Source organism: Blastococcus sp. SYSU DS0552 (assembly GCF_054050815.1).
In genome coordinates this window covers 79,468-104,009 of record NZ_JBJHAB010000015.1, presented here as the reverse complement: position 1 = coordinate 104,009, position 24,542 = coordinate 79,468, and the positions used below count along the sequence as shown (strand labels likewise).

At 75.4% G+C, this 24,542-nt stretch carries 21 protein-coding genes; 2 read left to right on the top strand and 19 right to left on the bottom strand.

Annotation, left to right across the window (positions count from 1 at the left end):
• Positions 1–769, top strand: a 769-nt coding sequence (locus tag ACI8AG_RS15565; RefSeq protein ID WP_456597762.1) for an HNH endonuclease signature motif containing protein, incomplete at its 5' end; no start/stop codon positions are given.
• 26 nt (positions 770–795) lie between these two features.
• Here ACI8AG_RS15565 and ACI8AG_RS15560 read toward each other — a convergent pair.
• The 19 genes from ACI8AG_RS15560 to pyrR form a co-directional block, all read right to left on the bottom strand.
• Complete coding sequence (locus ACI8AG_RS15560; RefSeq protein ID WP_456597761.1) at positions 796–1,296, bottom strand: hypothetical protein; 501 nt, start codon at positions 1,294–1,296, stop codon at positions 796–798.
• 25 nt (positions 1,297–1,321) lie between these two features.
• On the bottom strand, positions 1,322–2,707 hold the full coding sequence (locus ACI8AG_RS15555; RefSeq protein ID WP_456597760.1) for an RsmB/NOP family class I SAM-dependent RNA methyltransferase: 1,386 nt from the start codon (positions 2,705–2,707) through the stop codon (positions 1,322–1,324).
• Positions 2,704–3,684: a methionyl-tRNA formyltransferase gene (fmt, locus tag ACI8AG_RS15550; protein ID WP_456597759.1), complete on the bottom strand. Its 981-nt coding sequence runs from the start codon at positions 3,682–3,684 to the stop codon at positions 2,704–2,706. Before fmt ends, ACI8AG_RS15555 begins: the two co-directional genes overlap by 4 nt.
• Positions 3,633–4,166 (bottom strand): peptide deformylase, encoded by a 534-nt coding sequence (gene def / locus ACI8AG_RS15545; RefSeq protein WP_456597758.1) that lies wholly within the window; start codon positions 4,164–4,166, stop codon positions 3,633–3,635. Before def ends, fmt begins: the two co-directional genes overlap by 52 nt.
• Positions 4,167–4,308: 142 nt before the next feature.
• Positions 4,309–6,291 carry a primosomal protein N' gene (locus ACI8AG_RS15540; protein ID WP_456597757.1) on the bottom strand — a complete coding sequence of 661 codons (1,983 nt, stop codon included), beginning with the start codon at positions 6,289–6,291 and terminating at the stop codon, positions 4,309–4,311.
• Between the two features lie 130 nt (positions 6,292–6,421).
• Positions 6,422–7,636 carry a methionine adenosyltransferase gene (gene metK, locus ACI8AG_RS15535; protein WP_456597756.1) on the bottom strand — a complete coding sequence of 405 codons (1,215 nt, stop codon included), beginning with the start codon at positions 7,634–7,636 and terminating at the stop codon, positions 6,422–6,424.
• Positions 7,637–7,741: 105 nt separating this feature from the next.
• Entirely contained in the window at positions 7,742–8,968 is a 1,227-nt protein-coding gene (coaBC, locus tag ACI8AG_RS15530) for a bifunctional phosphopantothenoylcysteine decarboxylase/phosphopantothenate--cysteine ligase CoaBC (protein ID WP_456597755.1), read from the bottom strand.
• A 152-nt stretch (positions 8,969–9,120) separates the two neighbouring features.
• The gene (gene rpoZ, locus ACI8AG_RS15525) at positions 9,121–9,384 is read right to left on the bottom strand and encodes a DNA-directed RNA polymerase subunit omega (protein ID WP_014376157.1); all 264 of its coding nucleotides are present in this window, start codon (positions 9,382–9,384) and stop codon (positions 9,121–9,123) included.
• A gap of 60 nt (positions 9,385–9,444) precedes the next feature.
• Positions 9,445–10,044, bottom strand: a complete 600-nt coding sequence (gene gmk, locus ACI8AG_RS15520; protein ID WP_456597754.1) for a guanylate kinase — start codon at positions 10,042–10,044, stop codon at positions 9,445–9,447.
• Positions 10,045–10,089: 45 nt separating this feature from the next.
• Positions 10,090–10,446: an integration host factor, actinobacterial type gene (gene mihF, locus ACI8AG_RS15515; protein WP_456582244.1), complete on the bottom strand. Its 357-nt coding sequence runs from the start codon at positions 10,444–10,446 to the stop codon at positions 10,090–10,092.
• A 328-nt stretch (positions 10,447–10,774) separates the two neighbouring features.
• Positions 10,775–12,859, bottom strand: coding sequence for a SpoIIE family protein phosphatase (locus ACI8AG_RS15510; RefSeq protein WP_456597753.1), 2,085 nt, complete (start codon positions 12,857–12,859; stop codon positions 10,775–10,777).
• Positions 12,856–14,019, bottom strand: a complete 1,164-nt coding sequence (locus ACI8AG_RS15505) for an acyl-CoA dehydrogenase family protein (RefSeq protein ID WP_456597752.1) — start codon at positions 14,017–14,019, stop codon at positions 12,856–12,858. The genes ACI8AG_RS15510 and ACI8AG_RS15505 overlap by 4 nt, the downstream gene beginning before the upstream one ends.
• 87 nt (positions 14,020–14,106) lie before the next feature.
• Positions 14,107–14,946, bottom strand: a complete 840-nt coding sequence (gene pyrF, locus ACI8AG_RS15500; protein WP_456597751.1) for an orotidine-5'-phosphate decarboxylase — start codon at positions 14,944–14,946, stop codon at positions 14,107–14,109.
• On the bottom strand, positions 14,943–16,313 hold the full coding sequence (locus tag ACI8AG_RS15495; RefSeq protein ID WP_456597750.1) for a dihydroorotate oxidase: 1,371 nt from the start codon (positions 16,311–16,313) through the stop codon (positions 14,943–14,945). Before ACI8AG_RS15495 ends, pyrF begins: the two co-directional genes overlap by 4 nt.
• Positions 16,310–19,639, bottom strand: coding sequence for a carbamoyl-phosphate synthase large subunit (gene carB / locus ACI8AG_RS15490; protein ID WP_456597749.1), 3,330 nt, complete (start codon positions 19,637–19,639; stop codon positions 16,310–16,312). Before carB ends, ACI8AG_RS15495 begins: the two co-directional genes overlap by 4 nt.
• Positions 19,639–20,805 (bottom strand): glutamine-hydrolyzing carbamoyl-phosphate synthase small subunit, encoded by a 1,167-nt coding sequence (gene carA, locus ACI8AG_RS15485; RefSeq protein ID WP_456588666.1) that lies wholly within the window; start codon positions 20,803–20,805, stop codon positions 19,639–19,641. The genes carB and carA overlap by 1 nt, the downstream gene beginning before the upstream one ends.
• The gene (locus tag ACI8AG_RS15480; protein ID WP_456597748.1) at positions 20,802–22,091 is read right to left on the bottom strand and encodes a dihydroorotase; all 1,290 of its coding nucleotides are present in this window, start codon (positions 22,089–22,091) and stop codon (positions 20,802–20,804) included. Before ACI8AG_RS15480 ends, carA begins: the two co-directional genes overlap by 4 nt.
• Complete coding sequence (locus ACI8AG_RS15475) at positions 22,088–23,005, bottom strand: aspartate carbamoyltransferase catalytic subunit (protein WP_456597747.1); 918 nt, start codon at positions 23,003–23,005, stop codon at positions 22,088–22,090. Before ACI8AG_RS15475 ends, ACI8AG_RS15480 begins: the two co-directional genes overlap by 4 nt.
• On the bottom strand, positions 23,002–23,625 hold the full coding sequence (pyrR, locus tag ACI8AG_RS15470) for a bifunctional pyr operon transcriptional regulator/uracil phosphoribosyltransferase PyrR (RefSeq protein ID WP_456588663.1): 624 nt from the start codon (positions 23,623–23,625) through the stop codon (positions 23,002–23,004). The genes ACI8AG_RS15475 and pyrR overlap by 4 nt, the downstream gene beginning before the upstream one ends.
• Positions 23,626–23,885: 260 nt before the next feature.
• On the opposite strand from pyrR, the gene bldD reads away from it, so the two are divergent.
• Positions 23,886–24,446 carry a transcriptional regulator BldD gene (gene bldD / locus ACI8AG_RS15465; RefSeq protein WP_456597746.1) on the top strand — a complete coding sequence of 187 codons (561 nt, stop codon included), beginning with the start codon at positions 23,886–23,888 and terminating at the stop codon, positions 24,444–24,446.
• The last annotated feature ends 96 nt before the right edge of the window (positions 24,447–24,542 follow it).

The following is a 24,542-nucleotide window of genomic DNA, read 5'->3' as shown; positions in this document are numbered from 1 at the left end:
CATGCTGCGCACCGGAGCCCTCACCGATCTGCTGCTGCGCCCCTGGCAGCAGCAGCCATCGGTGACCGCGCACCTGACCGTGGTGGCCCCGCTGTCCGCGCTGACCCCGGCCGGGTTCCTCGCCGCCGGCGCCCCGGCCCCGGCCGCCTTCACCCCACCCGGCGCCGCGTCCCCGGTCGGGGAGGTGGACGGGGAGCCGATCACCGCCGCCCACCTGCGCGAACTACTCGCCGCCCTCGATGCCGCAGGCGTGCAGGCCCCACCCGGCGGAAGCCTGACCATCGCGCTCACCGACGCCACCGGAAGACTGCGGGCGGTCACCGGCCGCCGCGAAGTGGAGCGGCTGGCCACCCGCGGCTGCACCGACCACCCCGACCGGTCCTGCGACTGCTCGTTGCTCGGCCCACCGGGACCGACCGACCGCTACCGGCCCTCGGCCGCCCAGCAACGCTTCCTCGCAACGCGGGACCGCACCTGCCGGCACCCCGGCTGCACCGTGCCCGCCGGCTGGGCCGACCTCGACCACGTCATCCCGCACGCTGACCGCGGCGCCACCGCCTGCGACAACTTGTGCTGCCTGTGCCGCCACCACCACCGGCTCAAGACCTTCGCCCCCGGCTGGACCCACACCCTCAGCGACGACGGCGTGCTCACCGTCATCACCCCCACCGGGGTCACCCGCACCACCCGACCACCCGGCTACCGCGTCCTCACCGCACCACCGGAACCACCACCGCCACCACCGGCGGAGGACCCACCACCCTTCTGAGGCCCCGCCGCGGGCGCCGGCCGCCGTCAGTCGCGGGCAGGGAGCGCGTTCCACTCCGCCCAGGTGAGGTCCCGGCCGACGAGGCGGGCAGGGGCGGGCAGCGGCCACTCCTCGGCCAGCCACCGGGGCACGAACTCGTCCAGCGCGCGCTCGACGTCGCTGCCCACGAGCCGGTCGACGACCCACCACGACACCTCGGCCCCGACGTCGCCGGTCTTGGTGGGCGGGTCGATGTAGACACAGCCGAGCAGCTCGGCCTCGTCCTCGGGGAAGACCCCGTGGAGAAAGCTCTCGTGCGCGGCGATCTCGCGCTCGTGGTGCGCGAGGTCCTCGCGATCGGCCTCGACCGTCATGTGCGCCGGGGGCCAGCCCCACGCCTCGCCGTAGATCGACCACAGCCGCTCCCGCGATCCCATGACCGCCGGGTGGTCGATCTCGGTGTCCGCCGCCCCCATCGGGCGCAGGTGCTCTCCCGTGGGCAGCTCGGCACGCAGGGGGTGGGTGAAGGTCTCCGGCAACCAGGGCACGCGCCGGAACCTAGCGCCACCGGCGTCAGCGCGTCCGGCGGAGCAGCGCCATGAACATGGCGTCCGTGCCGTGCCGGTGCGGCCACAGCTGCGCGTAGTCGCCGCGTGCGATGCCGGGGACCTCGGGGAACAGCGGCGCGACCGGCAGCACCTCGACGTCGTCCCGGGCGGCGGCGGTGTCGACGACGGCCACCGTCTCCTCGGTGTGCGGCGAGCACGTGACGTAGGCCAGCACGCCGCCCGGGCGCACCGAGGCGAGCGCGGCGGCGAGCAGTTCGGTCTGCAGCTCCACCAACGGGGGGACGTCCTCCGCCGTCCGCCGCCAGCGGACCTCCGGACGGCGCCGCAGCGCGCCGAGCCCGGTGCAGGGCGCGTCCAGCAGCACCCGGTCGAAGCTCCCGGGCGCCCACGGTGGTTCGCGGCCGTCGACGGCCACCACCTCGACGTCGTCCTCGCCGGTGAGCGCCTGGCGCACCAGCTCGGCCCGGTGCGGGGCGCGGTCGGCCGCGGTGAGCCGCACGCCCTCCGGCCGGGTGACGGCGAGCAGCCCGGCCTTGCCGCCCGGCCCGGCGCACATGTCCAGCCAGGCGCTCTCCGGCCCCTCGATCGGCGCCCGGGTGAGCAGCAGCGCGGCCAGCTGGCTGCCCTCGTCCTGCACCGCGGCGCGGCCCGAGCGCACCGACGCCAGGCGGCCGGGGTCTCCCCCGCCCAGCCGTACCGCGTACGGCGACCACGGCCCCGGCTCGCCGCCGGACTCCTCGGCGAGGTCCTCCCGCGCCATGCGCCGGGCGACCAGGTGCACCTCCGGGGCGGCGTCGTCGGCCAGCAGCGCCTGCTCCAGCTCCGCCTCGTCGGCGAGCGCGTTCCGCCAGGCGTCGACGATCCACCGCGGGTGGTCGGTCGTCAGCGCCAGCCGCTCGTCGCCCTCGGGGGCCAGCCTCGCCAGCCACGCGGCCCGGTCACCGCCCGCGGCGACCTTCCGCAGCACGGCGTTGACCAGCCCGGAGGCGCCCGCGCCCACGATGGCCCGGGTGAGGTCGACGGTGGTGTCCACGGCCGCGTGCGAGGGCACCCGGAGGTCGACCAGCTGGTAGGCGCCCAGCCGGAGCAGGTCCAGCACCCGGGGGTCCAGCTCGCCCAGCGGGCGGGAGACGAGGCCGGAGAGGATCGCATCGAGCGTCCCCTGCGCGCGCAGCGTCCCGTAGGCCAGCTGGGTGGCGAAGCCGGCGTCCCGCGGGTCGAGCTTCCGCTCGCGCAGCAGCTGCGGCAGCAGCAGGTTGGCGAACGCCTTCCGCGAGGAGACGGCGTCCAGGACGTCGTAGGCGGTCAGCCGGGCGCCGTCCAGCACCGGGCGGCGGGTGGCCGGGTGCCGCCGTCGTCCCTGACCGCCGCCGCGGGCCGGGCGAGTCACTCGCCGCCCAGCCGCTCGCCGGGGGCCGGCCGGGCGCCGCGGGCCCAGTCGGCCGCCGGGAACATCCGCTTGCCCGCCGGCTGCACGTCGCCCAGCCGCACCGGGCCGCTCCCGGTGCCCACGAGCACCTCCCGGCCCTCGGCATGCACCTCGCCGGGATCCAGTGCGGCTCCGTCGGGCAGCGGCGTGACGGGCCCGAGCCGCAGCCGCTCGCCGCGCCACGTCGTCCAGGCGCCGGGCGCCGGCGTCACCCCCCGGATCCGCCGGTCCACCACGTGCGCGGGCAGCGCCCAGTCGACCCGGGCGTCCGCGGTCTCGACCTTCGGGGCCAGGCTGACGCCCTCGGCCGGCTGCGGACGGGCCTCCAGTGCTCCGGCGGCGATGCCGTCGAGGGTCGCCAGGAGCAGCTCCGCGCCGCTGACCGCCAGGCGCTCGAGCAGGTCACCGGCGGTGTCCCGCGGCCTGATCGTCTCGGTGAGGGTGCCGTACACCGGGCCGGTGTCCAGCCCCGCCTCCAGGAGGAACGTCGATGCCCCGGTCACCTCGTCGCCGGCCATGATCGCGTGCTGCACCGGCGCGGCGCCCCGCCACGCGGGGAGCAGCGAGAAGTGCAGGTTGATCCAGCCGTGCCGCGGCACGTCGAGCGCCGCCTGGGGCACGAGGGCGCCGTAGGCGACGACGGGCACGCAGTCGACGCCGAGCTCCACGAGCTGCTCGAGGAACTCCGGGTCCCGGGGGGTCCGTGGCTGGAGCACCGGGACGCCGGCGGCATCGGCCCGCTCGGCGACCGGCGAGCGGCTGACCTTGCGGCCCCGCCCCGAGCGGGCGTCCGGGCGGGTGAGGACGGCGACGACCTCGTGGTCGGAGGCGAGCAGCGCCTCCAGGGACGGGACGGCGGGTGCCGGGGTGCCGGCGAACAGGAGCTTCAGTGCGGACTCACCTTCACGACGGGGAGATAGCTGCCGTAGCCGGCCCACTCGGCGGCCTGGATCTCGGCGAGCGCGGCGGCGCGGTCGACCTCGGACAGCCGGTCGACGAACAGGACGCCGTCGAGGTGGTCGGTCTCGTGCTGGATGGCCCGGGCCAGCAGCTCCGAGCCCTCGACGCGCACCGGGTCGCCGTGCATGTTCCAGCCGGAGGCGACCACGTGCAGGTGCCGGCGGCAGTCGTAGCGCAGGTCGGGGATGGACAGGCAGCCCTCGGGGCCGTCCTGCACCTCCTCGCCCACGGCAGCGACGTCGGGGTTGACCAGGTGACCCACCTCGCCGTCGACGTACCAGGTGAACACACGCAGCCCGACGCCGATCTGCGGCGCCGCGAGCCCGGCGCCCCCGGCCGCCTGCATGGTCTCGGTCAGGTCGGTGACGAGCTGCCGGAGCTCGGCGTCGAAGTCGACGACCGGCGCGGCCGGCCGGTGCAGGACCGGGTCGCCGAACAACCGGATGGGGGTGACGCTCACCCGACGATCGTAGGCGGGAGCCCGGCACGGTCCTCGGCCAGCGCGTCCGGACGGCGGCGGCCACGTGCAGCGCCGTCGTCGGGAAGGTGGGCACGGCGACGTCGTAGGGCCGCCGGACTCCTCCCGGACGGTCCCCAGCACCTCACACCAGGTCGAGCGGGTCCAGGTGGACGCGGACGTGCTCGGGCACCTTCTTCGCGCTGCGGACGCCCTGCACCTCGGCCAGCGCGGAGGCCAGCGCCGCCCCGGAGCTGCGGGGCACCCGCACCAGGTAGCGCTCCCGCTCGCCCTCCTGCCCGGGCCGGGGACGTTCGGGGACGGGCCCCAGCAGGTCGGCGTCCTCGGGCAGCCGCAGCGCCGCGAGGAACTCGGCGAGGGCCGCGGGCGAGGCGGACAGCGATGCCATGCGGGTCACCGGGGGGAAGCCCAGCTCGCGGCGGTCGGCGAGCTCGCGTTCGGCCAGCCACGCCGGGTCCCAGCGCACCAGCGCCTGCACGACCGGGTGGGCGGCGTCGGCGGCGACGACGACCTGCCCGCCGGCCGGCGCCGGGCGCACCAGCGCCGCGGCGTTCATCCAGCGGCGCAGCGTCTCCTCCCCCGCCCGCAGATCGGCCCGGCCGAGCAGCGCCCACGAGTCCAGCAGCAGCGCGGCGCCGTAGCCGTCCTGGGCCACCGGTTCGGCGCCGGGCGTGGCCACGACCAGCGCCGGACCGGCCGGCACCGTGGCGAGCACGCCGGAGGTGCTGCCGGAGGTGCGCACGGTCGTGCCCGCGAACGCCCGCGCGAGCTCCTCGGCGGTGCGCGACTCCCCCACCACCGCGGCCCGCAGCTTCGTGCCGTGGCAGTGCGGGCAGTCGAAGGTGGCGGCCGGGCGGGCGCACCAGCGGCAGGCCGGGATCCGGGTGCCGCCGGGGCCCGGCCGCGGGGAGATGCCCAGCGGACCGGCGCAGTGGGCGCACCGTGCCGGCGCCCGGCAGCGCGCGCAGGACAGCGACGGGACGTAGCCGCGGCGGGGCACCTGCACCAGCACCGGGGCGCCGGCGGCCAGCGCCCTGCGCGCCGCGTCGTAGGCCAGCGAGGGCAGCCGGGCGGTGCGGGCCGCTGCGTCGCGCGCCAGCTCGAAGTCGTCCCCGAGCGCCTGCACCCGGGGAGCCGCGGCGCGCAGCACCGCGCGGTCGGCGACCAGCTCGTGCGCCCAGCCGGACTCCACCAGCAGCGCGGCCTCGGCGGTGCGCGAGGTCCCCGCGACGACCGCGGCGCAGGAGTCCAGCCAGGCCCGCTGCACCAGCACGTCGCGGGCGTGCGGGTAGGGGGCACGCTCCTCGGAGTGCAGGTCGTCGCCGTCGTCCCACACGACCACCAGACCGAGGTCGCGGACGGGGGCGAACATCGCCGCCCGGGTGCCCAGCACCACCTGGGCGGCGCCGCGGGAGGCCGCGAGGAAGCGGCGGTAGCGCTTCTCCGGCGCGTCGTCGGCCCGCAGCACCGTGAACGAGTGCTCCGGCAGCAGCCGCTCCGCCGCCGCCGTCAGCCGGTCCAGGTCCTTGCCGTCGGGCACGACGACCAGGGCCCCGCGTCGGCCCGACAGCGCGGCGCGGCAGAGCTCGACCAACCGGGTGGGCCAGTGCTCACCGGGCAGCGCCGTCCAGACGGCGCGCGCCGGGCGCCCCTCGGCCAGGGCACCCAGCAGCGCGGGGCCGGCCTGGTACCGGGCGAAGCCGACCGGATCCGGCGGGGCGGGCAGCTCCTCGGGGGTGGGCGTGGGCCGCTTCTCCGCGGCCGCCCGGCGCGGCGGCAGCGCCAGCCGCAGCACGTCGCTCGCGGTGCCCGCGTAGCGGTCGGCCACGGCGCGCACCAGCCGGGCGACCTGCGGGGTGAGCACCGGCTCCCCCGAGGGGACGTGCGAGAGCGGCTGCAGACTGCCGGCGAACTCGGTGCTGTCCGCCAGCTCCCACACCACGCCGTCGACCAGCCGGCCGCGGAACCGGACCCGCACCCGGCACCCCGGCCGCACCGTGTCGGCGAACTTCTCCGGGACTGCGTAGTCGAACGGCCGGTCCAGGTGCGCCAGCGGCACGTCCACGACTACCCGGGCCACCTGCACCGGTCCAGTCTCCGCGTTCATACCGACAGGACCTCGGTGGCGGCCCGGCTGCAGGGGCCCGCGCCGAGCTCGGTCGGCCCCGTCCCGAGGCTCGCCCCGAGCCTGCGAGGGGTGAGGAGGACGGGGTCCTTCTCGGGGGGCAGCGGGGTCCTTAAGCTACGGCCGAGCGCAGCGCCTCGACGCGGTCCAGCCGCTCCCACGGCAGATCGAGGTCCGCGCGGCCGAAGTGGCCGTAGGCGGCGGTGGGGCCGTAGATCGGCCGCAGCAGGTCCAGGTCCCGCACGATCGCGCCCGGGCGGAGGTCGAACACCGAGGTGATCGCCTTCTCGAGGACCTCGTCGGCGACGGTCCCGGTGCCGTGCGTGTCGACGAACAGGCCAACCGGGTGCGCGGCGCCGATGGCGTAGGCGACCTGCACCTCGCAGCGCCGGGCGAGCCCTGCGGCCACGACGTTCTTGGCGACCCAGCGCATGGCGTAGGCCGCGGAGCGGTCCACCTTCGACGGGTCCTTGCCCGAGAAGGCGCCGCCGCCGTGGCGGGCCATGCCGCCGTAGGTGTCGACGATGATCTTGCGGCCGGTGAGCCCGGCGTCGCCCATCGGGCCGCCGATCACGAACTTGCCCGTGGGGTTCACCAGCAGCCGGTGACCGGTCGTGGGCAGGCCGAGCGCGGCCAGCTCCGGCTCGACGACGAGCTCCTCGATGTCGGGGGTCAGCAGCGTCTCGATCGAGATGTCCTCGGCGTGCTGGGAGGAGACGACGACAGTGTCGACGGCGACCGGGCGGTCGTCCTCGTAGACGACGGTCACCTGGGTCTTGCCGTCGGGACGCAGGTAGGGCACCGAGCCGTCCTTGCGCACCGCGGAGAGCCGGCGGGACAGTCGGTGGGCCAGCGCGATCGGCAGCGGCATGAGCTCGGGGGTCTCGTCGGTCGCGTACCCGAACATCAGGCCCTGGTCGCCGGCGCCCTGGCGCTCGATCGCGTCCTCGACGGCCTGGTCCTGGTCGCGGACCTGGGCCTGCGTCCGCGACTCGTAACCGATGTCGACGCCCTGGGCGATGTCCGGCGACTGGGCGCCGATGGAGACGCTGACGCCGCACGAGGCACCGTCGAAGCCCTTGCGCGACGAGTCGTAGCCGATCCGCAGGACGGTCTCCCGGACGATCGCCGGGATGTCGACGTAGCCGGCCGTGGTCACCTCGCCGGCGATGTGGACCTGGCCGGTGGTGATCAGCGTCTCGACGGCGACCCGGCTGCGCGGGTCCTGGGTGAGCATCGCGTCCAGGATCGCGTCGCTGATCTGGTCAGCGATCTTGTCCGGGTGGCCCTCGGTCACCGACTCGGACGTGAAGAGGCGGCGTGGCACTCGGTACTCCCTGGGATCGAGGACGTGAACTCGGGGTCGTTCGGTGCGCGGGCACCGGGTGCGCACGTTACCGGCGGCCCGGGACGGCCGGCACGACGGCGTGCCTCAGGAGCGGGGCGACGGACCGAGCCGCGCCGCCACGGCGGCCCAGATGCCGGCGGCCACGGCATCCTTGCTCCCCGGCGGGACCTCGGTCTCGGGACCGTCGGCCGCGAGCACCACGACGGCGTTCTCCGACCGGCCGAACACCTGCCCCGCGGAGACGTCGTTGACCACCAGCAGGTCGCAGCCCTTGCGGGCGAGCTTCGCCCGGGCGTGGGTGAGCACGTCGGCCTCGGCGTCCCCGGTCTCGGCGGCGAAGCCGACGACCAGCTGCCCGGCGGGCCGGCTCCCGACCAGCTCGGCCAGGACGTCGGGGTTGCGGACCAGCGGCACCGACGTCGGCTCGCTGGCCGCCCCCTTCTTCATCTTGGTGGCGGCGACGTCCGCGGGCCGGAAGTCGGCGACGGCGGCGCTCATGACGACGACGTCGGCGTCCGCGCTCTCGGCGAGCATCGCACCGCGCAGCTCCTCGGCGGTGCCCACCGGCACGACCCGGACGCCGAAGGGCGCGGGCAGCTCCACGTTGGCGGCGACGAGGACCACGTCGGCGCCCCGGGCGGCGGCGACCCGGGCCAGCGCCCAGCCCTGCCTGCCCGAGGAACGGTTGCCCAGGTAGCGCACCGGGTCCAGCGGCTCGCGGGTGCCACCGGCGCTGATGACGACGCGACGGCCCGTGAGGTCCCGGGGCAGCGCGCCGCCCCCGCCCTCGAGCACGACCGCGGCCAGCGCGGCGACGTCGGCCGGCTCGGGCAACCGGCCCGGGCCGGAGTCGGGACCGGTGAGCCGGCCGACGGCCGGCGGCAGCACGACCGCTCCCCGCCGGCGCAGCGTGGCCACGTTCTCCTGGGTGGCGGGGTGCAGCCACATCTCGGTGTGCATGGCCGGCACGAACACCACCGGGCAGTGGGCGGTGAGCAGGGTCGCGGTCAGCAGGTCGTCGGCCCGGCCCGCGGCGGCACGCGCCAGCAGATCGGCGGTGGCGGGGGCGACGACGACGAGGTCGGCGGTCTGGCCGATGCGCACGTGCGCGACCTCGGGCACGTCGGACCAGACGTCGGTGGTGACCGGGTTGCCCGACAGCGCCTCGAAGGTCGCGGCGCCGACGAAGTGCAGCGCGCCGGGCGTGGGGACGACGCGGACGTCGTGCCCGGCCTCGGTGAAGGCCCGCAGCAGCAGCGCGGCCTTGTAGGCGGCGACGCCGCCCCCGACGCCCAGCACGATCCGGCTCATGCGCTCATCCTCCCCCACGCACGACGACGCCCCCGGCACAGGCCGGGGGCGCCATCACAACGAGCGAGACGACTGGGACGTCACCAGCCGTCGGCCCCGTCGCAGGGCCCCGCGCCGAGCGTGCGAGGCGTGGGGGGCGACGGGGTCCTTCCTCAGTTCTCGCCGGCGGTGTGCGCCAGGAGCCCCTCGTTGATCTCGCGGAGCGCGATGGACAGCGGCTTCTCCTGGGGCGCGGTGTCGACCAGCGGGCCGACGTACTCCAGCAGGCCCTCGGAGAGCTGGCTGTAGTAGGCGTTGATCTGGCGCGCGCGCTTGGCGGCGAAGATGACCAGGCCGTACTTGCTGCTGGTGCGCTCGAGCAGCTCGTCGATCGGCGGGTTGGTGATGCCCTCGGGGGCGGGTGCGACTCCGGACACGGTCGGACGGGTCTCCTCGATCGTTTTCGTGGGAGCGGGCGGGCCGGCTGACCGGCGGGCTCACTCGTGGGCGCCGCTGCCCGGAACGAGACCGGGTGACGGCGCAGTCAGCAAGCCTACCAACTCGTCCGCGGCGCGGGACACGTCGTCGTTGACGACCACCACGTCGAACTCCCCGGACGAGCCGAGCTCGGCCTGCGCGATCGCCAGCCGCCGCTCCTGCACGGCGACCGGCTCCGACCCCCGGCCGGCCAGCCGGCTGACCAGCTCGGCCCAGGACGGCGGGGCCAGGAAGACCAGCTGCGCCTCCGGCGCCCGCGCCCGCACCTGCCGGGCACCCTGCAGCTCGATCTCCAGCAACGCCGGCCGCCCGGTGGCCAGCTGGGCCCGGACCGGCGCCACCGGGGTGCCGTAGCGGTTGCCCGCGTACTCGGCCCACTCCAGCAGCCCGTCCTCGGCGATCAGCCGGTCGAACTCCGCGTCGGAGACGAAGTGGTAGTGCACGCCGTCGACCTCACCCGGCCGGGGACGACGAGTGGTGGCCGACACCGACACCCACACGTCGGGGTGCCGCCGCCGGACCTCGGCTATCACGGTGCCCTTGCCGACCCCGGAGGGTCCGGAGAGCACGGTCAGCCGTGCCGGTGTCGCTGCAGCCACTCGTCGTCCTCGCCCGGGGTCGTCGGCGGTGCCGGCGGCCCCTCCTCAGACGGAGCCGTCAGCGGGAACCTGCTCGGCGTCGACCTTCTCGCCGCCGAACTCGGCCTCCAGCGCCCGCCGCTGGTTGGCGCCCAGCCCCCGCACGCGTCGCGTGGGGGAGATCTCCAGGCGTTCCATGATCTTCGCAGCCCGGGCCTTGCCGACCCCGGGCAGGGATTCCAGGACGGCGGAGACCCGCATCTTGCCGATCACTTCGTCGGTCTCGCCCTGCTTGAGGACGTCGCCGACCGTGGCGCCCTTGCTCTTGAGTCGCTCGCGCAGCTCGGCGCGCGCCTTGCGGGCGGCGGCCGCCTTCTCGAGAGCGGCGGCCCGCTGTTCCGGGGACAGGTCAGGCAGGGGCATGGTGCAACCCAATCGTGTCGTTCGTCGACCGTGCTCCGGCCGGCGGTCGTTCGGTTCGCGGGGACGCACCGCGCCCCCGCTGCGAGCCTCACCGTCGCGTTGGTTCCCGGCAAATCCGCTGGTCACGCACGAACGAGCAGGGCGGTCGCGGAGCCGGACGACCCCGGGTCCGCACGATAGCCGCCCATTGGGTCACTCGGTGTGATCATGCCTGGTCAGCCCCGGTATCCGGACGGTCTGGTTTCGCCGGGGCGGCTCCCGGCGCAGGTGGCGCGCCCGCCCCCGACACGCCGACGACACGACACGCCCGGCAGGGATGCGGCGCTGCTCAGGGGCCCGGCCGGACGGCGACGATGGCCACGTCGTCCTGACCCCCGCGGGGCACCATCCGCGCGAGCACGGCGTCGCAGAGGTCCTCCAGCTCCGCCCCGGCGTGGTGGCCGACGGTCGCGAGCAGCAGCTCCAGCCCGTCGTCGAGCGTGTGCCCGCGGTCCTCGACGAGACCGTCGGTGAACAGCAGCAGGGTCGACCCGGGCGGCAGGGTGGTCTCCTCGGTGCGGCGGCGCGCGGCCGGGTCGACGCCCAGCAGCAGATCGGGCCGCCCGGCGCGGTAGGTGAGCAGCCGGGCGGTGCCGTCGCGGTCGAGGAGGACCGGTGGGGGGTGGCCGGCGTTGGACCAGCGCAGCCGTGCGCCGCCCCCGCCACCGGCACCCGTCGGCGACAGCTCGGCGAGGATCGCCGTCGCCATCGTCGCGAGCTCCAGCCCCTCGGCGGCCTCGTCGACCGCGGTCAGCACCTGGTCGGGCGCGCCCGCGGTGGTGTAGGCGATGCCGCGCACGAGCGACCGCAGCTGGCCCATGGCCGCCGCTGCCCGCGTGTCGTGCCCCACGACGTCGCCGATGACCACCGTCAGGTCACCGGTGCGCCGGCGGAAGGCGTCGTACCAGTCGCCACCCACCTGGGCCTCCCGCGCCGCGGCGACGTAGCGCACCGCGACGCGGGCGAAGGGCAGGTCCGGCGGGGCGGTGAGCAGGCTGTTCTGCAGCTCGGTGGCCAGGTGCCGCTGGCCGGCGTAGAGCCGGGCGTTGTCGAGCGCGATGCCCGCCCGCCGGCCGATCTCCCGCGCCAGGGACAGGTCGCGGTCCCCGAAGGGCGCGGCACCGGCCCCGCGGGCCAGCAGCAGCGAGCCCAGGATGCCGGACCGCCCGGGCACCGGCACCGCCAGCGCGCTCGCCGCACCCAGGCGCTCCACGAGACCGCGCAGCTCGACGTCGGGCATTTCCTCGGCCAGGGTGCCGGCGTCGACGACCGGCAGCAGGACCGCCTCCCCGGCCGCCGCCCGCCGGCCGAGCCCGCTCCCCGTACCCCGCGCGGCCACGAGCGCCTCGACCCGGCGGGCCACGGGCGCCAGCGCCGGGTCGCGCTGCCGGACGACGTGGGCGGCGAGCCGGTCGTGCTCCTCGCGCACCTGGACGCTCGCCCAGTCCGCCATCGCGGGGACCACCGCCTCGGCCAGCCGGGCGATCGATTCGGTGACGTCCAGGGAGCCGGCGAGCGACTCCGAGACCCGCGCGAGCAGGCTGACCTGACCGGCGAGCCGGTCCCGCTCCCGCTCCGCCTCCCGACGGGCGGTCACGTCGACCGCCAGGAGGAGCGCCACGGGCCGGCCGTCCTCGGCCTGGCTGCGGACCGCGGTCAGCTCCACGTCCACGCGGCCGCCGACGAGGACGTGGGCCGCCGTCGGGGTCGCCTCCGGGAGCTCGCTGCCGGAGGTTGCCCTGGCGAGGACCGGCGCCAGGAAGGCGGCGGCGCCCGGGAGCACGGTGTCCACCGGCCGGCCGGTGGGCGTGCGGACGAGCTCGAACAGGACCTCGGCACGGCGGTTCCAGCCCACCAGCGCCCCGGCCGGGTCCACGACGAGCACCGCGATGGGGGCGTGCTCGAGCACCCCGCCCACCTCCGCCGGGCCGCGCGGGGCGTCCTGGACCGCACCGGCCGCCCGGCGGGCCACTGCGGCCAGCACGGCGCTGTGCCGGCGCCGGTCGACGGCCGCCCGGCGGATGGCGCGCAGGCGCTCGGGCAGGTCCGGCTCGCCTGGCGAAGCGACCAGCAGCTCGAGCGGCACCCCCGGGGCGTACGACGTCTCGCGCCGCAGCGTCGTCGGGGTGGTCGACAGCACGGCCACGGCCGCCCCGGGCGCCAGCCGGTGCGCGCGCTGCACCAGCGCCACCGGAGCGGCGGCCAGCGAGCCGATCACCACCAGGTCGACCGGTTCGGGCGGGTCGACGAGGCGGACCTCCAGCTCCCCGGGGGCGACGTGGTCCATGCCGGGCAGCGCCCGGAGCAGCTCGACGTCGGTGGTGGAGGGCTCGACCAGGACCCAGCGGCCCGCGCCGTCCGGGGGGCCGGTCACTCGCCCAGCAGCGGCAGGCCGAGCGCCGCCCGGCCGGTCCAGGTGCGCAGGATGTCGGTCGTCGGGCTCATCACGTCGGCCGCCCGGGCGTCGCGCAGGTGACGCTCCAGCGGGGACCGGTCCCGGTAGCCGATGCCACCGACCAGGGTCATGGCCTCGTTGGTCACCTCGACGGCGCACCGGGCCACCTCGGCCTTCGCCGACGTCAGGCCCGGCAGCGCCGCGGGTCCGCCGGCGTCGGCCTCCTCGGCCGCCCAGTGGACCAGCCGGCGGGTGCGCTCCACCTGCGCCCAGAGGACGCCGAGCCGGTGCTGCAGCAGCGGCTCGCCCGCCAGCCGGCGGCCGGTGTGCGCGTGCGCCCGGCGGGACAGGTGCGCGGTGGCCTCGTCGAGCGACGCCTGGGCCACGCCGACGTAGGTGCCCGCCATGGCCATCAGGAAGTACGGCGCCACGACCTCGAAGACGTACCAGATCTGGTCGCCCTCGGTGCCGAGCAGGTGCTGGGGGGCCAGCCGGACGTCGTCGAGCCGCATGCCCCGGGAGGAGTTGCCGCGCATCCCGATGCCGGTCCACTCGTGCCCCCAGGCCACGCCCTCGGCGTCCGCCGGCACCAGGACGCAGGAGAACTCGCCCACCGGGGCCCCGGGGTCGGCTGCCACGGTGCTCACGACGTAGGAGTCGGCCCTGCCCCCGTTGGTCACGAACGACTTCTCCCCCGCGACCAGCAGGCCCTCGCTGTCCCGGGTCATCCGGGTCTGCGGCAACCAGAACTGGGCTCCAGTGCCCGGCTCGGACAGGGCCAGGGTGGTGAGGTGCTCACCGGCCACGATCGCGTCGAGGAACTCGCTCCGCTGCCGGTCGGTGTGCTTGGCCGACAGCACGGCGGTGGCCACGCAGTGCATGCCGAAGCACAGCGCCGTCGACGCGCACACCCGGCCCAGCGCCTCGCAGACCGCCTCCACCCCGCGCAGGCCCAGCCCGGAGCCGCCCACCGACCGGGGCGCGGCCAGCCCACCCAGCCCGGCAGCCTGCAGCGCGCGCACCGCTTCGGCCGGCCAGACCCCGGAGTCGGTCCGCTCCACCAGGGGCAGCGCGACGGTCCGCGCCACCTCCTCCACGCGGGCGACGGCGTCCGCCACGCTGGTCGGGGTCGTGGTCACGATCGCCGAGGATAGGCGGACCGCTGCGCGGTCGAGGCGGCCGGGAGCAGGGCGTTCACCCGACGGAGGCCCACGGCCGCACCCGCCTCACGCGGCCAGCGCCTCTGCCCAGCGCTCCGCGGCGGCGCGCAGTGCGGCCGGGTCCGGACCGGCGCCGAGCACGTCGCGGGAGACCGTCGGCACGACGGCGCGCCCGGCGCCGAAGAGCCGGCGCAGGTCGGCCGCTGTGCCCCCCTGGGCGCCGAGGCCGGGCGCCAGGATCGGCCCGCGGAGCCCGTCGAGGTCCACGTCGAGCCGCTCGAGCGTGGCGCCGACGACGACGCCGAAGGACCCCAGGGCCGGGCCGAATCCGCTGTCCGCCGTCCCGCCGGAGCCGTTCCAGCCGCGGACGGTGTCGACGACGACCTGGGCGACCGACCGCTCCCCCACCACGGCGTGCTGCAGGGCGGCCGCGTCGGGGTTGGACGTGCGGGCGAGGACGAACAGCCCGCCGCCGGCGGCGCTCGCCGTGGCGACCGCCGGCGCCAGGGACTCCGGCCCGAGGTAGGGGCTCACCGTCATCGCGTCCACGGCCAGCGGGTGGTCGGGGCGCAGGTAGTCGGCGTAGGCGGCCATCGTCGAGCCGATGTCGCCGCGCTTGGCGTCGAGCAGCACCAGGGCGCCCGCGGCACGGCTGGCGGTGACCGCCTCCTCCAGCACCGCGATCCCCGCGGAGCCGAAGCGCTCGTAGAAGGCCAGCTGCGGCTTCAGCACGGACACCGTGCCGGCGAGCGCCTCGACCACCGCGTCGGTGAAGCGGCGGAGCCCGTCCAGCGAGTTCCCCACCCCCCAGTCGAGCAGCAACTGCTCGTGCGGGTCGATGCCGACGCAGAGCGGGCCGCGCTCGGCGACGGTGGCCGACAGGCGCTGCCCGAAGGGGTCGGTCACGGGGCCTCCACGGCTCGGGGCAGGGTCTCCCCCAGGGCGGCGACGCACCGCTGGGCGAGGAACGGGTCGGCGAACGCGCCGGCCGCGGACTGCACCGCGTCGGCGCCGGCGGTGAAGATCGCCTCGAAGGACGCCGGGTCGGTGACCCCGCCCATGGCGAGGACGTCGAAGGGCACCCCGCCGGCCTCCCGCAGCGCGACGAGCCGCCGGGTGAAGTCCAGCGCGGAGTCGCGGACCGCGATGCCCGAGAGCCCGGCCAGCTCGCGGCCGGGGAAGGTGGGCCTGCCGTCGCTGCGGCGCACCCGGCTCTGCAGCGTGTTGATCCCGGCGATGCCGTCGACCAGCGGGGCGAGCCGCGGCACCAGGGCCGCGAGCCGGGCCTCGTCGAGCCAGGACAGCTTCGCCACCAGCCCGGTGCGGTCGTCCAGCGCCCGGCGCACCGCCTCCACCACGGCGACGGTCGCGTCGGGGTCCAGGCACAGCGGCGGCTTCACGCCGCTCCCGGAGGCCGACAGCGTGTTCGGGCACGACAGGTTCAGCTCGACGACCGACGCCCCGGCCTCCTGCGCCAGGCGTGCGGTCCGGGCGAAGTCCTCGACCAGGTCGAGCCCGTTCCCCTCCCCCATGACGCTCACCAGCAGCAGCTGCTCGTCGCCGACCGCGTCGACGGCGCGCGCCAGGTCGGGCATCCACTCCTCCGGCGCCGGGGAGGGGACGCCGAAGGAGTTGACGCTGCTGACCGCCGGCGAGCCCGGCGCGACCCAGTCCCAGGGGTCGGCGACCACGTCGGCGTCCGCTCCCGGCGGGAGGCCGGCGGTCTCCCGGGCGGCGAACACCCAGTTCGGCTGCTCGTTGGGCGGGTGGGCGCGGCCGCGGACGGTCTTGTAGGTCAGCACGTTCCAGCCGTTGGCCGCGTTGTGCCGCACCCACGCCTCGCTGCCGTTGAGCACGCAGGCGGGCACGCCGATCGGGAAGCCCACGGTGCGCCCCAGCAGCTGCCAGCGCCGGCTGCCTGCTGTCGGCCGCTCGGGCAGCCGCGGGCCGAGCGGCCGGTCGAGGTTCTCCCGGAAGGACCCGAGGACGTCGTACGCCGGCGTGGGCAGCCCGTGGGCGGCCAGCAGCTCGGGCTGCCGGGCGAAGAAGAGCACCCGGGTCAGCAGCGGCAGGTCGTCCTCGCCGGCCGCCCCGGAGGCCAGCCGGGCGGCCAGGTCGGTGGCCGCGCCGGTCAGCGCGTCGAGCTCCGGCCGCGGGGGCTGCCCGAACCGGGTGACCCCCGCGGCGAACGCCGCCGGCAGCCCCTCCAGGAGGCCGCGCGCGACGAGGTCGTCGCGCAGCCCCTGGACCGCACCCGGCGACGGCGTCGTCACGCCCCCGTCCCGGCGAAGCTGCTCGGCCCGCCGCGCGTGCCGCCGGCCAGCGCCGCGTGCACCTCCTGCAGGCTGCGCACGCCGATGCCGCCCTGCCGCAGCGCCTCGATGCCCTGGACCGCGGCCGCCATGCCCTGCACCGTCGTGATGCACGGGATGCCGGCGCTCACCGCGGCCGTGCGGATCTCGTAGCCGTCCAGGCGGGGGCCGCTGTTGCCCGGCGCACCGAACGGCGTGTTGAACACCAGGTCGACGTCGCCGGCCTGGATGAGCTCCACGATGTTGCCCGGGCCCTCGCTGAACTTGCCGACCACCTCGGCCGCCACCCCGTGGCGGCGCAGCACCTGCGCCGTGCCGGTGGTGGCCAGCAGGCGGAAGCCCAGGTCGGCCAGCCGCTTGATCGGGAAGACCGCGGAGCGCTTGTCCCGGTTGGCCAGCGACACGAACACCGTGCCCTCGGTCGGCAGCGAGCCGTAGGCGGCGGCCTGCGACTTGGCGAACGCCGTTCCGAACTGCGCGTCCAGGCCCATGACCTCGCCGGTGGACTTCATCTCCGGGGACAGCACGGTGTCCACCCCGAACCCCTCGACGGTGCGGAAACGGTGGAAGGGCAGCACCGCCTCCTTGACCGCGATCGGCGCGTCGTCGGGCAGGTCGGTGCCGTCGCCGGTGGCCGGGAGCACGCCGGCGGCGCGCAGGTCGGCGATGGACTCGCCGACGGCGATCCGCGCGGCCGCCTTGGCCAGCTGCACCGCCGTCGCCTTGGAGACGAAGGGCACCGTGCGGCTGGCCCGCGGGTTGGCCTCGATGACGTAGAGGATGTCGTCCTTGATCGCGTACTGGACGTTCATCAGCCCGCGGACGCCGATCCGCTCGGCCAGCTTCCCCGTCGCCGCGCGGATCTTCAGCAGGTCCGCGGAGCCGAGGGTGATCGGCGGCAGGGCGCAGGCCGAGTCACCGGAGTGGATGCCGGCCTCCTCGATGTGCTCCATGACCCCGCCCAGGTAGAGGTCGGTGCCGTCGTAGAGAGCGTCGACGTCGATCTCGACCGCGTCCTCCAGGAACCGGTCGACCAGCACCGGGTGGTCGGCGCTGACCTCGGTGGCCTTGGCGATGTACGCCTCGAGCGTGGCGTCGTCGTACACGATCTCCATGCCGCGCCCGCCCAGCACGTAGGAGGGTCGCACCAGCACCGGGTACCCGATGCCGGAGGCGACCTCGTGCGCCTCGGCGAACGTCGTCGCCGTGCCGTGCTTCGGGGCGAGCAGGCCGGTGTCGGCCAGCACCCGGGAGAACGCCCCGCGGTGCTCGGCGTCGTCGATCGCCTCCGGCGACGTGCCCAGCACCGGCACCCCGGCGTCCTTGAGCCGCTGCGCCAGCCCCAGCGGGGTCTGCCCGCCGAGGGTGCAGATGACCCCGGCCACCGGGCCGGCCGCGCGCTCGGCCTCGACCACCTCGAGGACGTCCTCGAACGTCAGCGGCTCGAAGTACAGCCGGTCGGCGGTGTCGTAGTCGGTGGAGACGGTCTCCGGGTTGCAGTTGACCATCACCGCCTCGTAGCCGGCGTCCTGCAGCGCCATGACCGCGTGCACGCACGAGTAGTCGAACTCGATGCCCTGCCCGATCCGGTTGGGGCCCGAGCCGAGGATCAGCACCGCCGGCTTCTCCCGCGGCTGCACCTCGGTCTCCTCGTCGTAGGACGAGTAGTGGTACGGCGTGCGGGCGGCGAACTCCGCGGCGCAGGTGTCCACGGTCTTGTAGACCGGCCGCACGCCCAGTCGCCAGCGCAGCACCCGGACGCCGTCCTCGCCGGCGAGCTCCGGCCGCAGCGCGGCGATCTGCCGGTCGGAGAGGCCGTGCCGCTTGGCCCGCCGGAGCAGCTCCGGTGTCAGGGCCGGTGCGTCGCGGACCTCGGCCGCCACCTCCTGCACCAGCACGATCTGGTCGACGAACCACGGATCGAACCCGCTGGCCTCCGCCACCTGCTCCACGGTGGCCCCGGCGGCCAGCGCCCGCTCCGCGGTGTAGAGCCGGCCGTCGACCGGGGTGCGCAGGGCCTCCAGCAGCTCCTCGGCCGAACGGGGATCCGGCGCCCCCGTCCAGAAGCCGGCCACCTTCGTCTCGGTGGAGCGCATCGCCTTGCCCAGCGCCTCCGGGAAGTTCCGCCCCATCGCCATGACCTCGCCGACGCTCTTCATCGTCGTGGTCAGCCGGGGGTCGGCGCCGGGGAACTTCTCGAAGGCGAACCGCGGGATCTTCACCACGACGTAGTCCAGCGTCGGCTCGAACGCCGCCGGGGTGACGCCGGTGATGTCGTTGGTGATCTCGTCGAGCGTGTAACCGATGGCGAGCTTCGCCGCGATCTTCGCGATCGGGAAGCCGGTCGCCTTGGACGCCAGCGCGCTGGAGCGGGAGACCCGCGGGTTCATCTCGATGACGACCATCCGGCCGTCGACCGGGTTGACGGCGAACTGGATGTTGCAGCCGCCGGTGTCGACGCCGACCTCGCGCAGCACCGCGATGCCGACGTCGCGCATCCGCTGGTACTCGACGTCGGTGAGGGTCATCGCCGGGGCGACGGTCACCGAGTCGCCGGTGTGCACGCCCATCGCGTCGATGTTCTCGATGGAGCAGATGACGACCACGTTGTCGCTGCGGTCGCGCATCAGCTCCAGCTCGTACTCCTTCCAGCCCAGCACCGACTCCTCGATCAGCACCGTGTGCACCGGGGAGTCGGCCAGCCCGTGGGCGGCCATGCGGCGCAGCATCGGCTCGTCGGTGGCGAAGCCGGACCCGAGGCCGCCCATGGTGAAGCTCGGCCGGATGACGACCGGGTAGCCGACCTCCTCGGCGGTCTCCAGCGCCTCCTCGACGGTGCCGCAGACCCGCGACCGCGGGGCGTCGGCGCCGATCGAGCGGACGATGTCCTTGAACAGCTGCCGGTCCTCACCGCGGTTGATCGCGGCGACGTCGGCCCCGATGAGCCGGACGCCGTACTTCTCCAGCACGCCGTTCTCGTACAGGCCGATGGCGATGTTGAGCGCGGTCTGGCCGCCGAGGGTGGCCAGGAGCGCGTCGGGCCGCTCCTTGGCGATGACCTTCTCGACGAACTCCGGCGTCAGCGGCTCGATGTAGGTGGCGTCGGCGATCTCCGGGTCCGTCATGATCGTCGCCGGGTTGCTGTTCACCAGGCTGACCCGCAGCCCCTCGGCCCGGAGCACCCGGCAGGCCTGGGTGCCGGAGTAGTCGAACTCCGCGGCCTGCCCGATCAGGATCGGCCCCGAGCCGATCACCAGCACGTGCTCGATGTCGGTGCGCTTGGGCATCAGTTCTTCTCCCCCGTGCTGGACTGGACCTGCGGTGCCGGCCCGCCGGCGCGGGCCTCGCCGTCGCGGGCGGACTGCATGAGGTCGACGAAGCGCTGGAACAGGGGTGCGGCGTCGTGCGGGCCGGCCGCCGACTCCGGGTGGAACTGCACGCTGAAGGCCGGCGTCTCGAGCAGCCGCAGGCCCTCGACGACGTCGTCGTTGAGGCCCACGTGGCTGACCTCGACCTGCCCGTAGGGGGTGTCGGTGGGCCGGTCCAGCGGGGCGTCCACGGCGAACCCGTGGTTGTGGCTGGTCACCCGGACGGTCCCGCTGACCCGGTCGAGCACCGGCTGGTTGAGCCCGCGGTGCCCGAAGCGCAGCTTGTAGGTGCCCAGGCCCAGCGCGCGGCCGAGGATCTGGTTGCCGAAGCAGATGCCGAACAGCGGCCGGCGGGCGTCGAGCACCCCGCGCACCGCCTCGACGGCGTAGTCGGCGGCCGCCGGGTCGCCGGGGCCGTTGGAGAGGAACACCCCGTCCGGGCCGGCCGCCAGCAGCTCCTCGGCGGTCGCCGTCGAGGGCAGCACGTGGGTCTCCACGCCGAGCGCCGCCAGGTGCCGCGGGGTCGCCGTCTTGATCCCCAGGTCGAGCGCGGCGATGGTGAACCGCTTCTCCCCCACCGCCGGGACGACGTAGGGCTCGCCGGTGCTCACCGTCGGTGCGAGGTCGGCGCCGGTCATGCCCTCGGCCGCGGTGACGCGGGCCAGCAGCTCCTCGGCGGTCAGCTCGGTGCTGATGCCGGCGCGCATCGCGCCGCGCTCGCGCAGGTGGCGGGTGAGCGCGCGGGTGTCGATCCCGCTGATGCCCACCACCCCCTGCGCGACCAGCTCGTCGTCGAGGGTGCCGGTGGCCCGCCAGTTGGCCGGGCGGCGGGCGGGGTCGCGCACGACGAAGCCGGCCACCCACATGCGGCTGCTCTCGTCGTCCTCGCCGTTGACCCCGGTGTTGCCGATGTGCGGGGCGGTCATCGCGACGATCTGGCCCGCGTAGCTGGGGTCGGTCAGCGTCTCCTGGTAGCCGGTCATGCCGGTGGCGAACACCGCCTCGCCGACCGTCGTCCCCGTCGCTCCGTAGGCCTCGCCCCGGAACGTGCGCCCGTCCTCGAGCACGAGGAGCGCTTCTGTCACTTGACTGCCTTTCCGTCCAGAACGGTCGGCGTCCCCCGTAGGAACGTCGCGACCACCCGGCCGGGGAGCTCCCGGCCGGCATAGGGGCTGTTGCGGCTGCGGCTGGCCAGCGCCGCGGGGTCGACCACCGCGCGGGCGGCCGGGTCGACGAGCACCAGGTTGGCCGGCTCGCCGGGGGCGATCGGCCGGCCGTGCTCACCGAGGCGGCCGATGGCGGCGGGCCGGACCGACATGCGGTCGGCGACGCCGGCCCAGTCCAGGCGACCGGGCTCGACCATCGTCTCGATCACCACCGAGAGCGCCTGCTCCAGCCCGAGCATCCCGGGCCGGGCCTGCGCCCACTCGCTCTCCTTGTCCTCCACCGCGTGCGGGGCGTGGTCGGTGCCGACGGCGTCGATGGTGCCATCGGCCAGGCCCGCCCGGAGTGCCTCGACGTCGGCGTCGGTGCGCAGCGGCGGGTTGACCTTGAAGACCGGGTCGTAGGACTCGGCGCAGGCGTCGGTGAGCAGCAGGTGGTGCGGCGTGACCTCGGCGGTCACCTGCACGCCGCGGGACTTCGCCCAGCGCAGGATCTCCACCGACCCGGCGGTCGAGACGTGGCAGACGTGCAGCCGCGCACCGACGTGCTCGGCCAGCAGCACGTCGCGGGCGATGATCGCCTCCTCCGCGGCGGCCGGCCAGCCGGTCAGCCCGAGCCGGGCCGAGCGGTCGCCCTCGTGCATCTGCGCGCCGGCAGTCAGCCGCGGCTCCTCCGCGTGCTGGGCGACCACACCGTCGAACGCCTTCACGTACTCCAGCGCCCGCCGCATGAGCGCCGGGTCGGCGACGCAATGCCCGTCGTCGGAGAACACCCGCACCCGGGCGGCGGAGTCGGCCATCGCGCCGAGCTCGGCCAGCCGCTCCCCCGCCAGCCCGACCGTGACGGCGCCGACCGGGACGACGTCCACCAGCCCGGCCTCCTGCCCCAGCCGCCACACCTGCTCGACGACGCCGGCAGTGTCGGCGACCGGATCGGTGTTGGCCATCGCGTGCACCGCGGTGAACCCGCCCAGCGCGGCGGCGCGGCTGCCGGTCTCGACGGTCTCGGCGTCCTCCCGGCCGGGCTCGCGCAGGTGGGTGTGCAGGTCGACCAGGCCGGGCAGCGCGACCAGACCGGCGGCCTCGACCACCTCGGCGCCGGGGACGTCGAGCGACGCGCCGACCGCGGCGATCCGGCCGTCGGTCACCAGGATGTCGGCAGGGTCGCCGCCCAGCGGCCGGGCGCCCGTGATCAGGAAGGTGCTCATGCGTTGCCTCCGAGCAGCAGGTAGAGCACGGCCATGCGGGTCGAGACCCCGTTGGCGACCTGCTCGACGATCGTGGAGCGGACGGAGTCGGCCACCTCCGCGGCGATCTCCATGCCGCGGTTCATCGGGCCGGGGTGCATGACGATCGCCTCGTCGGGCAGCGCGGCCATCCGCGGCGCGTCGAGGCCGTAGCGGCGGCTGTACTCACGGGCGCTGGGGAAGAACGAGGCGTTCATCCGCTCGGCCTGGACCCGCAGCATCATCACCACGTCGCTCTTGGGGAGCACGGCGTCGAGGTCGTAGCCCACCTCCGCCGGCCAGCTGCCCACGCCCACCGGCAGCAGCGTCGGCGGCGCGACCAGCGTGACCTGCGCTCCCAGCGTGTGCAGCAGCCCCACGTTGGAGCGGGCCACCCGGCTGTGCAGGACGTCGCCGACGATCGTCACTCGGACGCCGTCGAGCCGCCCGAGACGCTGCCGGATCGTGTAGGCGTCCAGCAGCGCCTGGGTGGGGTGCTCGTGGGTGCCGTCGCCGGCGTTGACCACGCTGCCGCGCACCCAGTTCGCCAGCCGGTGCGGCGCACCGGAGGCCGAGTGCCGGACGACGACGGCGTCGGCGCCCATCGCCTCCAGGGTGAGCGCGGTGTCCTTGAGGCTCTCCCCCTTGGAGACGCTGCTGCCCTTGGCCGAGAAGTTGATGACGTCGGCGGAGAGGCGCTTGGCGGCGAGCTCGAAGCTGATCCTGGTCCGGGTGGAGTCCTCGTAGAAGAGGTTGACCACCGTGCGCCCGCGCAGCGTCGGGAGCTTCTTCACCTCGCGGCCGGCCAGGGCGGCGTCGATCTGGGCGGCGGTGTCCAGCACCAGCGTCGCGTCGTCCCGGTCGAGGTCCGCGGCCTCCAGCAGGTGCCGCTTCACGCGCCTTCCCCCTCGGTCAGCAGGACCTCGTCGATGCCGTCGACCTCCTGCAGGTGCACCTTGACCTGCTGGCTGCGTGCGGTCGGCACGTTCTTGCCGACGAAGTCGGCCCGGATCGGCAGTTCCCGATGCCCGCGGTCGACCAGCACCGCCAGCTGGACGCCGCGCGGGCGGCCCAGGTCGCGCAGCGCGTCGAGCGCCGCCCGGACCGAGCGCCCGGAGAACAGCACGTCGTCGACGAGGACGACGAGCCGGCCGTCGATGCCGGCGTCCGGGAGCACGGTGGGCTCGAGGGCCCGGACGCCGCGCAGCCGCAGGTCGTCGCGGTACAGGGTGATGTCGGCGGTACCGACGTCCACCGCGGTGCCGGTGAACGCCTCGATGCGCGCGGCGAGGCGGCGGGCGAGCGGGGCCCCGCGGGTCGGGATGCCGACGAGGACCAGGTCGGAGAGCCCGCCGTCGGCGTGGTCGGCGCCGTCGTCGGCCCGGAGGCTCGCCGCCCGCTCGATGAGCTGGTGGGCCATGCGGTCGACGACGCGGGCGACGTCGGCGGAGGAGAGCAGGGTGCCGGGGGCGCTGCCGGGAGACGGGCTGCGGGCAGGCTCGGGTGAGCGGGCCATGAGGCCTCCTTCCCCGCCTCACTGGACGGGTCGTTAAAGGAGTGGTCGGACCGCGGTCGACGGTACTGCACGCCCGCTCGCGTCCCGCCGGCGCCCGGCCCGGTGCCCGGCGCGGTCGCCCGGCGCGGTGCCCGCGGCAGCGCCCGCCCCGGCACCAACCTGCGCTTTCACGTCCACCCGCCTGTTGTGATCCCCGCTTCGCACGTACGCTGCGTGACGAACAACCCCGATCCGAGACGACGGACAGTGAGCAGACAGCGATGAGCACCGACTACTCACGGGCCCTCGGCGCCCGGCTTCGCGCGATCCGCAACCAGCAGGGCCTCTCCCTGCAGGGTGTGGAGGACAAGTCGCACGGCCGCTGGAAGGCGGTCGTGGTCGGCTCCTACGAGCGCGGGGACCGCGCCGTGACCGTGCAGCGCCTCTCCGAGCTCGCCGTCTTCTACGGCGTCCCGGTCTCCGAGCTGCTGCCCGACCCGCGGCCCAGCTCCGCGGTCACCTCGACGAACAAGATCGTCCTGAACCTGGAGTCGCTGGGCTCCCTGCCCGCGGACGAGGCCGGCCCGCTGGCCCGCTACGCCTCGACCATCCAGGCCCAGCGGCACGACTACAACGGCAAGGTCCTCTCGATCCGCGCCGAGGACCTCAAGTCGCTGGCGATCATCTACGACATGAGCCCCGACGAGCTCACCTCCCGGCTGATCGAGTGGGGCGTGCTCTCGCCCGGCATGGAGGGCATCGTCAGCTCCGGTGGCGACGAGGACCTCGAGGAGGACGTCGACGACTCCGCCTGGGGCGACCGCCGGCGCGCCCCCCGCTGACGACCGGCTCCACCCAGCGAGTCACGAGGGCCCCCGCCGATCGGCGGGGGCCCTCGTCGTTTACGGCCCGGCCCGGTCTCGACACGCAGGTCGGGA

What these genes read in the sequence shown, in the direction of transcription:
- ACI8AG_RS15540 (WP_456597757.1), bottom strand. Translation starts at nt 6,291, where the DNA reads ATGAACGCGGAGACTGGACCGGTGCAGGTGGCCCGGGTAGTCGTGGAC.
- coaBC (WP_456597755.1), bottom strand. Translation starts at nt 8,968, where the DNA reads ATGAGCCGGATCGTGCTGGGCGTCGGGGGCGGCGTCGCCGCCTACAAG.
- mihF (WP_456582244.1), bottom strand. Translation starts at nt 10,446, where the DNA reads ATGCCCCTGCCTGACCTGTCCCCGGAACAGCGGGCCGCCGCTCTCGAG.
- carB (WP_456597749.1), bottom strand. Translation starts at nt 19,639, where the DNA reads ATGCCCAAGCGCACCGACATCGAGCACGTGCTGGTGATCGGCTCGGGG.
- ACI8AG_RS15480 (WP_456597748.1), bottom strand. Translation starts at nt 22,091, where the DNA reads ATGAGCACCTTCCTGATCACGGGCGCCCGGCCGCTGGGCGGCGACCCT.
- pyrR (WP_456588663.1), bottom strand. Translation starts at nt 23,625, where the DNA reads ATGGCCCGCTCACCCGAGCCTGCCCGCAGCCCGTCTCCCGGCAGCGCC.
- bldD (WP_456597746.1), top strand. Translation starts at nt 23,886, where the DNA reads ATGAGCACCGACTACTCACGGGCCCTCGGCGCCCGGCTTCGCGCGATC.